A 12,566-nucleotide genomic window follows, 5' to 3' on the forward strand; every position below is an offset into this window, starting at 1 on the left:
GGCACAGGAGTATTTACGAATAGAACATGTGCATTGAATAGGAATCGCAGCAAGTCAATATAAAGCTAGTCCGCCAGATAGACCGCCTTATTTATTCTACGCTACAAAATATCGTGACAAATGATATACCAGAACCTTCTCATCCGGGTCTTCTTCATAACCGGACAATTTGATCATCTTCTTTAAAACGAACAGGTTGCAGTCACGGATTGCTTTCTGATATTCAAATGTCGGATAGTAGATCAGAAGTTCAATATCTCTCGGCTGTCTCCGCACCGATGCGATGATATTATCCAGCACCTTTTTGAAGGTCGCGCCGGAAAATGGATTGAAGAAATAGAAATAATTGTCTTCATCTCCGATCTCATATGCCTCCGCTTCCACATTCAGGAACTGCATCCGTTCCTCCTGATCAAGGAATTTGCTCTGATAGCTTGCGGCATTTGTCAGAAGTCTGTCATAGACCCTGGCATTGTTCTCGATTCCAACCGTCCGGCAGTAATGTCTGGAATTACAGTAAAAAAGCACTCTGCCTAGTCCGCAGCCAAAATCCACAAGCGTATCTTCCGGCTCCATGCTGATCTCATCGAACATCGTCACCAGATCATTATAATATGTAACCTCATAATTATTATCTTCTTCGTTCACCGGAAGACATACATCCATATCTCCAAATGCTGTCTCCGCGATCGTTTCAATCCCCAGAAAGCTGTCGAAGGATTTCTCACTACCCATATATATTTATACCCCTTCGTAGTCCGCAGTCACATTCAGACTGCAATCCGTAATATAATCATTGTTAAAGTCAATACAGTAACGAATATCAATCCGGATTCCCTTCTCAGACTGCTCCATATGATATTCCTCCGTACAGATATTCATACAGATCGGTCCAACCGGAGTTGCATAATGCACCGAGCTGTTCTTCTCCCGGTCAAATAACATAACCGTGTTCACGCTGCCACGTTTCGTAAGCTGTAATGCATGCTCATCGAACCGCAGAAGATTCTTCACCGGTTCTTCCACATCTTCAATGAACTCGTCATATTTGATATAGCGGTTTCCGTTTTTCTCAGAGTATGTTCCCCGCGTCTCAAGCTCCAGAACCTCCGGTTCATCATCCGCTCCGGCAACACTCTGCACACCCGTTACTTTTATCTTTATATCTCTCGTCGTCATAAATTATCTTTCAAATGCCATCTCAATTAAGGTATTTACAAGGGTCTTGATATCATATCCCTCAGCATCCCACAGCATTGGATACATACTGATCGATGTAAATCCCGGCAATGTGTTTACTTCATTAAATATTACACGATTGGTGTCTTTCTCAAGGAAGAAATCCACACGGGCAAGTCCAAAGCCGTCAATCGCATTAAAGATACGAATTGCTTCTGCACGGATCTCGTCCTCAGCTTCTTCCGGTATATCTGCCCCGATGATCGTCTTGGAATCTGCATTGTTGTATTTTGCATCAAAATCATAGAAATCTGCATTTGCGGCAGCAAGGATCTCTCCAACACCGGATGCCTTTGTATGATTGCCATATCCAAGTACACCACATTCCAACTCTCTACCGACAATCGTCTCCTCGACAAGGATCTTGGAATCATGGTTGAGTGCCTCATGCAGACCAGCTTCTAACTCGGCTCTGTCATGTGCCTTTGTAACACCCTTTGATGAACCTGCGGATGATGGTTTTACAAATACCGGATAGTTTAACTCGCTCTCTACCCGATCCATCGCAACATCCAGATCATCAAAATCATCTTCTACTACAGGAACGAATTTTGCCTGTGTTACATTGATATGATCAGCAATGATCTTTGTATGGAATTTGTCCATTGCAGCAGCCGATGCAAATACACCACAGCCCACATATGGAATATCCGCCATCTCAAACAATCCCTGAATCGTACCGTCTTCTCCATATAAACCATGCAAAACAGGGAAAATAACATCTACAGGCTCCGCATAGATTCTGTCGCCATCTTTTATGATAATCTCTTTTGCAGAATCCGGTGAAATCACAGCACGAACCTGACTGTCGTACCAGCTTCCGTCAGCAATACTCTCAATGCTGTCAGCCTTCAGCCATTTGCCATCCTTTGTGATTCCGATCAGTGTCATATCATATTTGTCCGTATCCACCGCTTTGGCAACTGTCTGAACTGAAATGCATGAAACTTCATGTTCCGATGATCTTCCTCCAAAAATAACTACCAGTTTTTTCTTAGTCATATTCCCTTGAGCTCCTTTGAAATATATAATCAAAATATCTCATATCATACCACAACCACCTATATAATTCAAGGATTCCGGGGATTTAGGGGTAGGTGGAAAAGTCAGTCATAATCTTTTCAACGTCACACACAAAGTTTCATAATACCCGGCCGGATAAGCAACGCCATTCAAGGTTGCTGCCGGAAGGCTCAGGTATTCAAAGGCTGACCAGGCAGTAACCGGGATGCCGTATTCTTCTGCACTTTCCTCTGCACAGGCATCGATATATTCTTTGCTCAGTATCAGATTCTTTCGCACAATGCTTTTCTCCTGATCGTTATAATCTGCGCCAAGCTTCTCGGCTATACCGTAAAGTACCGCCTGCTCAACATATGAAGTAAATTCATCCAATTGCTTATCCGATAAATTCTCATTTCCCTCATATCTTATTCGAATACGGATAACATCTGATATCTTATTCTGAGCATTCATCTGACTCTCCGCACTTGCATTTCCTGCTATATCATCATACATTGCTTCCAGTTCCTGTAACTGCTTCTGTGTTTCATACGCATTTAATGTTGTGCCATCCAGAATCCGAAATGCAGTCTGGATATCATTTGACCGTTCTGTATCCTGACCATCCGAAGGCTCAAGACCATTTACCACCTGCTGGCTCGATCCATCATTCTTACCGTCTGTCTGTGAAGTTTTGTCACTGGTTATTCCAGCATAATTTTCCTCTGTACTGTCACAGGCTATATCTTCATTTTCTTCCGCATATTCGATCAGGTTCATCACCTGCTCTACGCTGTTTTTCGCGCTGTATAATCTTTTCAGTGCTCCCATTTCCACATATAATGTTCCACAAAATAAACCGATCAGGATTCCGGCAACTGCCGCCCTTACTGCTCTACCCATTTCCATAACCTCCATTTTTCTTTATCTACATTAACGAAATAGTCTATATCTGATATATTTAAATTTCTTTATTATTGAAACAAATTCTGTTTCACACTCTTTATCAATAACTAATACTTTAAACGAATGTCTACTCCCCCAGTGTCGCCAGACACTCTCCTTTGTAATGCGTTGCGATATATTTCCGGATGCTGCCGGACGCTTCACCCTGATAAAGCGAATCGGTGCAGATTACTTCTACATAATTCGTTACAAATTCTTTTATCAGCTCCGGATACATCTGTCGCAGGGTTTCTTCGGAATCCACCACGATATATTCAACATGGCTCAGATCAAGGCTCCGGTCATGCGCCTGATCATATTCAGCCCGTGCCTGCTGCAGGCTCTCCGCAACAACCGGATACTCCCGCTCCTCCGATTCGGCTGCTGACTCCGCTCCCTCCAGACTGTCTGTAACAAATGTGTACTCGTAGCCCCCTTCTGTCTCAGAGATCATAACCACACGGAGATAGTCTACCGCTTCAATGGATCTGTCCATGCACCCGGACAATATGCAGGTGATCAGAACTCCACCGATCACTTCTGCAGCCATCTTTGCAAGCTTCCCCGGATTCGTCCGTTTCCGTCCTGCAAATGCCGGTACAAGAACAGACAAAGGAATATCCACAGCAGCAATGTAGATCATGAATGCCCGGCCGGCATCCCGTTCTCCAAGGAACCTGCCCATCCACAAAAACAACAGAAACAAAACAACCACGCAGCCGCTTCTTATCCACAGGCTTCTTTTTTCTTCCATCACTTTTTTATCCATTGCATTATCAGAATCACGTCCATGAAACTCTGTACTCTTATCATTCCCGGCTGCTCTCATCCCGCCGCTCTTTTTCCATACACAGATGATCTTCCAGATCTCATCCACAAACTGACAAATGAATACAATGTGGATAGCCAGAAGCAAGAGTCCGAAGATTATAAGCAGATAACAGGCGAGTAAACCAAGCCTCGCATTTGCACCTCCGGGGAACATCATCGCACCCACAACATTTAGTATTCCCTTTGAAGTCATTGTTTTGCTCTGCAAGCCAAGTAGTGATATCACAAAACAGGAAGCAACAAGGGCTAACACAACCGGAACAGATACCGTCCACACCAGCATCCCTCGTCTTCGTTTCTCTACTCTCAGATAAAGATACATGACAAATTCCAGCATACATAACCCTACCATCATCAGATATCCTTTTATCAAAATCTGACATATTGTGTTACATACAGATGCCTGCATCTGAAATTCTGCATATTCTTTTAGTCGGGAAAAATCAGCATTCCAGAATCCACAAATAACAAACAGCACCAATGCGATCCCGATTCCGATCACACTTGCTTCCGCAAATCCGATATAACCACGCAGACCCTTTCCTGCCATATAGAAAAGTGTCAGTAATACCGGAACAACCAGAACCACTCCTGCATAATCCGGCAGCATCAGGATCCGGCTCCCCTGTACAAAGAAATAAAGCAAAAAAAGAACTCGAATTGCATATCTGATCACATAAATAGATGCAATAGCCATTTTTTTCTTATTATTCCATACTTTTGCACCCGTTATCTCTGTCTTTTCTTTAACGGGATCTGACAATTTCACTACACCGGAAAGCGCAAGATGTAGTAGCACCACATAAACCAGAGCAAGTATTAGCATCAAAAAAAGTGATAAAACACCGTTGTTTTTGGAAAAATCCGTCATAATCTGTACCATATTCCAGAAAGTAATCGGGAAAATCAGGCAAGTTCCCGTTATAAAAAGCTGCCGAAACGTCACATTTCTATAATCCATATATTGATTCACACCCATTCATCATTACTTTTTGCGAAGCCTCCTGCGTTCTCTATGGTTCGCCCATGCCGGTCGAAAGACAAATTTTTTGATTGGCTTACGAATGACAAAATCTTCCATTCCATCCTCTGCATAGCCACAGGTTACGACCGGTGCCATGTACGGAACACCAAAGCTGTTCAGACCGGCAAGATGATAGATCAATAAAAGCATCACCAGAAGGAAGCCATACAGTCCAAAAAAAGCAGCCGCCAGTATAGTTAGAAATTTTAAAAGACGGAACACCGACGCAAAAGCTTCATTTGGAATTGCAAAAGAAGCAATCGCTGTCAGCGCAACTACGATCACCACAATGGTACTGACAATCCCTGCTTCCACCGCAGCCTGTCCAACGATCAGACCACCAACAACGCCGATCGTATTTCCCAGCTGACTCGGCAGACGGATTCCTGCCTCCCGCAGCAATTCAAACAACAACTCCATGATCAAAACCTCTAACACGATTGGAAAAGACAACTGATTTCTTGCAACTGCAATCGCATAGAGAAGTTTATCCGGTATCACCTCCCGGTGATAACAGGTAACAGCTATATAGAAGCCCGGCAACCCCACCGCGATAAATGCCGCTATATAACGAATGATTCTGGCAAAAGTTGCAACCGGCCAACGGTTATAATAATCATCGGCAGTCTGGAATAATGTATTGATCGTCACCGGCGCGATCAGAACCTCCGGTGAATTATCAAATACAATTACAACCCTGCCATCTGCCAGTGCCGCCGCCGCTTTATCCGGTCTGGTGGTTGACTGGAACACCGGAAACGGCCGGTACCATTTCTTCTCCATCAGATGTTCCGCCATGCCACTGTCAAATATGGCATCTATCTCATATTCATTCATCCGTTCTTTCACCTGTTCAACCAGCTTTTTCTCTGCAATGTCCTCAATATACATGATTCCATACTCGGTTCTGGAACGAACACCGATCGTATTCTGGATCAATTTTAATCTGGTATCTTTGATTCTTCGTCGGATAAGGGCTGTCGATGTACGAATGCTTTCATTAAAACTATCCCGCGGCCCACGCATTCCACCCTCGGTAGAACTTTCTTCCACCCCACGTACCGGCAGCTTCTTGGAAGACACAACAAACGCCTGGTCTGCATCCGATACAAATACCGCTGTGTCTCCTTTCAATATGGAAAACATCACATTTTTGAAGTCATTTTCTGCCTTTATATCCGCCGATTGTGTCTCAAATGAATCCATTGCCTCCCATAGGGAACTGCCATGCTCATGCCGCCACTCCCAAGTCACAGGCTTAATGATCGTATCCTCGATCAGACCATTGTCACACAGCCCATCAATGTACACTACATAGATTGCTCCTACCGACGTGGACGTCTCATCTGCTGATCCGGTGATATCTTCTGCATACACATCCATTCCGGTTCTTCTTACAGTAAATCGACGTTCCACGACGTCTCCCCAATCAGCAAACAGTGTCTTTACCCGGCTGATATTTGCATCTATGTCTCTGTCAATCCGGCTGTCTGCACTATAAATACCGCCTTCTGCATCTCTGTCTTTCCCCAAACGTTCCACCTCCCGCCGCTCCTATGTACATTTATATTTTTTATGACTCTGACCGACTTTCCCCAACCTTATTCCTCCATGATCTAACTATTGCTTGTTTTATTTTCTTACTATTTCCAGTATTGCCAGTAACCCTCTGAACTATACATAAAATGTTACATTGAATCATGATATAATGAACGCAAAATTATTTGCTTGCAAGGATGCTGATTTTGCGGAATGCATAGAATGTGCGAAGCACATGATATAATGATGAAAAATCGCTTGCTTGCAAGGGTCGATTTTTCGAATGCATTGAACGAGTACGATATAATGATCATTACGATGGGATGCGCTTGCACAAATCCCCAAAAGCTTCTATAGTAATTACATAAAATCATAGAATTGCTCACATATGATGAACCCGGCAATATTCAAATAGCTTCCGTTTCATCAGCGCCATATAGAATCTTAACCGGAAATATAGAAATACCATGGCTTCACAAACCACCCAGAAAGGAAACAAAAAAATGATAAAATCAGATAATATATCCGACAACAAAAAACATACAACAGATCCAATTTATAAATCAGACAACAGAAATGCTACGGCAACCCCACACGCCAGATTAGAAAACAGGAAACTACGCCTTGCCATCCTCGGTGCAGGCGGTATCGCCCGCAAAATGGCGGAAACCGTCAACCAGATGGAAGATGTGGAACTCTATGCTGTAGCAAGCAGAACGGAAGAAAAAGCCAGACAGTTTGCAGATACTTATCATGCATCCAAATGGTATGGCTCTTATGAAGAAATGGTTGCCGATGACGGGATCGATCTTGTCTACGTTGCAACTCCACACTCCCACCATAAAGAGCATACGATGCTGTGTCTGAATTATAACCGGGCTGTTCTGTGTGAGAAAGCATTTGCCGTAAATACAAAAGAAGCCGAAGATATGATCCGGCTTGCAAAAGAGAAAAATATATTACTGGCGGAAGCGATGTGGGTTCGCTATATGCCAATGTCATTTACTTTAAAAGAAATTATAGATTCCGACGTTATCGGAAAAATAACAGGGCTGACCGCAAATCTTGGTTATTCCCTGATGCAGGTAGAACGTCTGATTCGCCCGGAGCTTGCCGGAGGTGCTCTCTTAGATCTTGCACCATATACCTTAAACTTTGCGACCTGGGTGCTTGGCGACAACGTATCAACAATCCACACAACGATGACTCCACACGAAACAGGCGTAGACAAAACAGAATTTATCAACCTGGTATACCCGGACGGTGCGATCGCTGGTCTGTTCACAACTATGGAATCAGCCACCGACCGCCGCGGCGTGATCTACGGAACAAAAGGTTACATCGAGGTTGACAATATCAATAATTACGAGGCATTCCGTATATATGAAAATGACCGCCGACTGGTTCAGACGATCAACTGTCCTGCCCAGATCAGCGGCTACGAATATGAAGTGCTCGCCTGTAAGAGAGCACTTGAAAAAGGTCTGACTGAATGTCCGGAAATGCCACATGAACATACTTTATATATCATGCGGCTATTTGACGAGATACGAAAGAGCTGGTAACAGCATACAAAAATCCCACTATAACAGATGATATGCACCTCTTTCACTGATTGTCCAATAAAAAGGGGACATCTATCATCTGTCACAGTGGGATCTCTTTAAATATTCATTTATCTAAGCAGCATATTGCCTGATAATAGCTGAACCAACGGATAATACTTTGCTGCAGTAAATCCTGACAGGTACAGCAGCAATGGCAAAAGCGCAACGGCTGCCGCACAGAATATCGCACCATTTGTGCTCCTGATCAGCTTTCCAACTAGAACATAGAGTACAGTCAGTACCAGAATCGTGATCAACCGAATTCCAGATACCAGCAGGAAATATCCGGTAATACTGGTTGATATGCCAACCTGTTCCAGACACGGAAGAGACTGTGCCAGATATTTTCCTCCTGCCAGCCCAATTTCTCTTTTCACCCACATAAGTTCAGGCAGATAAACGATCATGTATACAACAAGAATAATAAGCAGCATCCGAAATGCCTTGATCACATGAAGTTTCCTGTAATTCTCTGTAATATCAATAATGCCATTGATCTTATATCTGTAATCCTCCAGATACAGAAATGCAGTTGTAAGCATCAGTACAACGATTACCTTCGCTGCATTCATCACGTCATCCTTATAGTCTTTGCTTCCGGCAAGGATATTCCAGCCTCTGGCATAGACAAATCCTATCCGTTCCAGTACAGCAGGATCGGCTTCCGAAACCTGTGACGTGATTCCACATTGCTGCTTAATATAATCCACATATTCCAGACAGCGAAAGAAACTCTCCTCATTTGCAAGCTGCTTATTCATCTCATCCCATTTATCATTATACTCTTTTTCAGTTATCTTCCCTGCAGCGTAGTCCCGGTCAACCCGATCTTCTTCTTCGTGAAGTTTTTCGTACCATTCTTCCTCTGAGGCTATATAATCCAGCTTTTCCTGTGTAACCACACCTTCAATCTGACTGATATAATATTGGTATGCATATTCATTTGCACTCCACCGTACAGATTTGTTCTGATAAATGTACACCTGAAATCCAACCAACAGAAAAATAACAAATATCATCTTATATCCCAACCATAACTTATAGCCTTCCAGTCTCCATACTGAGGAAAATATCCTGCGGGATTTCGTACCTTTTTTTCGTAATCGTATACGACTCTCCCGATAATCACTGCTTCCCTCCAGATAGATTACCGACGATATGATAAGAAATCCTGCCAACAACACTGCACAGATAATACAGTCCAGATAGATTGCAGGCTCTGCATGAGATATCAGATTATAATTCTCATATTGAAAAAATCTGGTTGTATCCAGCATTGAAAAAATAGAGAATCGATATAAAAATGTCAGATTCAGTTTCTCTCCCAATACGGAAAACAGCAATTCTACAAACATGGCAACCGCCGACCATACACACAACATAACTTCATTTGAAGAAACAACTGCAAATGTAAATAATGCTGCAAGGATCACTGCAAAGATCAGAATCTTTACCAAACAGACAAGAACAACAAATGTACTGATCCTGCAGGAAAAGCCATATCCAATATAATCCATCAGGCTCTGTACCGGTGCTGACAGATCTACAGCTCCAAACTTCCATTCGGCAATCAAAATATTACTTAAGAATACTCCCGCCACAAATAATGCCATATAGACAAATGCTGCCGCATACTTAGACAACAATAAACGACTGTCTCCATTCCACGTTGTCTTATACAGATTTGCCAGACCATTCTTCTTATCCCGCAGCACCAGTTCCAGCACCAGAACAACCAGCAGGAAAAATATCAGAACATAACTTCCGGTAAAATTCAATGCCTTACAGATTCCATATCCGCCAACAAAGGATGCTTCTGTTCCCACAAGTCTTTCAAAATCCCTCTTTGTCCGTTCCAGATTACTGATCGAGAACTTTGTCTGAAATATGGAAATCGACTGATTCATCTCTGCATCTTCTATAACCTTCTGCAGATATTCGTCATACGTTGTGCTTGCCATATATTCATCAAACAACTGTTTATATGTCTCTGATTCTGGATCTTCCATATACATATCCATAATGGAATCCGGATCTGTCCGAAGCCTTGCATACTGTGTACTATCCACCTCATCAGTAGCAAAGGCTACGATCAACAGGCCCACATTCATAACTAAAAACAACAAAAAACATAATATTAATTTCCGGTTATATAAAATAGCCCGTATTTCATTTATAAAAAATCGAAAAAATCCGCCTCTTCGTCCGGAATGACTGATGGTAGCAGCTTTTTCCATTTGTTTTGATCTACTCATATCGTCCTCCATTTCCACAGGCAGCCACTTTCTCTATCCGGAAATGACCAACCTGCAAAAAGCTACTCTCCAAATATACTTAAATATACATCTTCCAGATCCGGATTCTCTTTATCCGTGATTCTTCCGGTCAGGATCTCCGGTGCTGCCATCTCGATCAACACACCTTTTTTCAGCAGCATGATCTGACTTGCTATATCCTCAATATCCTGAACAACATGAGTAGCAATCAAAATAATCTTCCCTGCAGAATTATCATGAATCAGATTCCGTACATGGATCCTCTCCTTCGGATCCAGTCCTGCTGTTGGCTCATCAAAAATAATGATCTTTGAATCCCCAAGAAATGCCTGCGCGATCAGCAGTCTCTGCTTCATACCGCCGGAATATGTTCCGACCTTTCGATCCAGTACATCAAGAAGATTTACCTTTGATGCGTATTTCTCGATCTCATCATTCAGTACTTTTTTCTCTACTCCTTTCAACAATCCCATATATGCAAGGAACATCCGTCCGGTATAAAACGGATAGATCGCCTGCTGCTGTGGCATATAACCGATCAGCCGCTGATATTCCCGTTTCAGGGTATGAATATCTGTTCCATCCAGATAAATTTCTCCTGCTGTCGGTTTGATATTTCTTGTAATCAACTTCATCAAGGTACTTTTTCCTGCACCATTTGGCCCCAACAATCCATAAATCCCCTCTGAGAATGTCATGGAAAAATCATCAAGCGCCGTTGTATTCTTATATTCTTTCGAGATATGCTCCAGTTTTAATTCCATATCCTCATCCCCTTTATCACTCTTCCGGCCATTTCACCCAGTCAAATGCTTCCACAGTATTCTGATCTGCATTCTCCAGTTTTGTAAAATATGTATCCCGGAATTCTGTCCATCCTGTCACCGTCTGTTCACTCTGATCCGATGTGATTACATCTCCTGGCTTCATACCAGTATAATCATGTCCATCTATATATATCTTGTCACTTGATTCATCCAAGCCATAAATATCGGATATATAAGTTCCTTCTTCTGTAAAACAGGTATTTGCCAGATAAACAGTTCCTGTATCACATTGATAAAAAAACTTATTGTAATCTGTATTAATTGCATACAAGTATCGATCCATACAATAAATATCTCCATCTACAATCCGAAAAATTTCTTTCTGATTCTGCAAGTCTGCATCACACGAATATATCACAGTCCATTCTACACCATTATCCAATTCCTTCGTTTCTATATAAATACCACTTGCAGTACTGATTATATTAAAGGATTTCCCATATTCTGTATTTAAATTATCTGCAACAATTTCATCTTTATGGGTTTCTATATTATATGTAAGCAGTATAGTGTGCCTGTTTCTCTGGCTATCTTTATAACCATATGTCAGATAAATTTTTTCTTTGTTTTTATTATTTAATATATGAAGTGTTGAATTGTCATGTTCTGCATCTCCTTCATAACTTAACAATACTCGTAACCGCCTCCATCTCAGATCATATGAATACAACGTGCAATCAAGCTGATATTGATTCAATTTAAATCCATCATGATATTTCCATGTAGTAAAATATAATATTCCATCTATCATTTCCATATCAAAAACAGCGCCTTCATCTGCCGAATACAGAATACTCACTTTGCTTCCATCCTTTTCTACTTCACGAATCTGTACAGCCCCTTTATATACGGCATCATCCTCATCATTAATTGTTACCTCAGAATCAAATTCACTTATATATAGTTTATCTTCATAATAAAGCATACTAGATCCCAGTCCAAATATATACGCATTACAGTTTTCTGTATTATGCTTGCAATTAGCTTTATTGCAAACCACTACCGATTTTCCCGTCTTTGAATCCAAAAAATAAAGAACATTTCTTTTTATATAATACATACCATCATCCGCAAAAGCTCTTAATGAAGAATATTCCACTTCATCTGGATATTTTTTTATTTTTCGTATGACAACATATCCTAATCCCATAATCAAACCAACGCATAAAATAATACAAATAATGCGCATCGTTTTATTCATCTAATAACCCCGCTTTCATCCTAAACATCATAGGAAAATGCTCTGTTATAGCAAATTTCCTATGATGTCATCATT

The 12,566-nt window shown here is 41.7% G+C and carries 10 protein-coding genes; 1 reads left to right on the forward strand and 9 read right to left on the reverse strand.

The genetic code is table 11. From position 1 onward, the window contains the following. Positions 1-96: 96 nt before the first annotated feature. The 6 genes from WKT03_RS00550 to WKT03_RS00575 all read right to left on the reverse strand — a co-directional run bounded on the left by WKT03_RS00550 (position 97) and on the right by WKT03_RS00575 (position 6,574). Entirely contained in the window at positions 97-735 is a 639-nt protein-coding gene (locus tag WKT03_RS00550; RefSeq protein WP_021944203.1) for a hypothetical protein, read from the reverse strand. A gap of 6 nt (positions 736-741) precedes the next feature. Continuing rightward, positions 742-1,179: a DUF1934 domain-containing protein gene (locus tag WKT03_RS00555; protein WP_021944202.1), complete on the reverse strand. Its 438-nt coding sequence runs from the start codon at positions 1,177-1,179 to the stop codon at positions 742-744. Positions 1,180-1,182: 3 nt separating this feature from the next. Next, on the reverse strand, positions 1,183-2,241 hold the full coding sequence (locus tag WKT03_RS00560; RefSeq protein WP_021944201.1) for a D-alanine--D-alanine ligase family protein: 1,059 nt from the start codon (positions 2,239-2,241) through the stop codon (positions 1,183-1,185). Positions 2,242-2,349: 108 nt separating this feature from the next. After that, a complete protein-coding gene (locus tag WKT03_RS00565) occupies positions 2,350-3,144 on the reverse strand; it encodes a hypothetical protein (protein ID WP_340390763.1) in 795 nt (264 codons plus the stop codon). 130 nt (positions 3,145-3,274) lie between these two features. Beyond that, positions 3,275-4,978, reverse strand: coding sequence for a hypothetical protein (locus WKT03_RS00570; RefSeq protein WP_340390764.1), 1,704 nt, complete (start codon positions 4,976-4,978; stop codon positions 3,275-3,277). A gap of 24 nt (positions 4,979-5,002) precedes the next feature. Next, a complete protein-coding gene (locus WKT03_RS00575; protein ID WP_340390765.1) occupies positions 5,003-6,574 on the reverse strand; it encodes a spore germination protein in 1,572 nt (523 codons plus the stop codon). Positions 6,575-7,083: 509 nt separating this feature from the next. Here WKT03_RS00575 and WKT03_RS00580 point away from each other — a divergent pair. Next, positions 7,084-8,145: a Gfo/Idh/MocA family protein gene (locus WKT03_RS00580; RefSeq protein WP_340390766.1), complete on the forward strand. Its 1,062-nt coding sequence runs from the start codon at positions 7,084-7,086 to the stop codon at positions 8,143-8,145. Positions 8,146-8,255: 110 nt separating this feature from the next. Here the strand turns inward: WKT03_RS00580 and WKT03_RS00585 are convergent, their stop codons facing one another. From WKT03_RS00585 to WKT03_RS00595, 3 genes are all read right to left on the reverse strand, one after another. Next, on the reverse strand, positions 8,256-10,442 hold the full coding sequence (locus WKT03_RS00585; RefSeq protein WP_147340243.1) for a hypothetical protein: 2,187 nt from the start codon (positions 10,440-10,442) through the stop codon (positions 8,256-8,258). A gap of 62 nt (positions 10,443-10,504) precedes the next feature. After that, complete coding sequence (locus WKT03_RS00590; RefSeq protein ID WP_117784517.1) at positions 10,505-11,227, reverse strand: ATP-binding cassette domain-containing protein; 723 nt, start codon at positions 11,225-11,227, stop codon at positions 10,505-10,507. A 16-nt stretch (positions 11,228-11,243) separates the two neighbouring features. Further along, entirely contained in the window at positions 11,244-12,491 is a 1,248-nt protein-coding gene (locus tag WKT03_RS00595) for a hypothetical protein (RefSeq protein WP_117784518.1), read from the reverse strand. Positions 12,492-12,566 lie beyond the last annotated feature (75 nt).

Source organism: Coprococcus sp. HCN-4056, from assembly GCF_037892645.1.
In the GTDB taxonomy this organism is placed as follows: Bacteria; Bacillota; Clostridia; order Lachnospirales; family Lachnospiraceae; genus Coprococcus; species Coprococcus ammoniilyticus.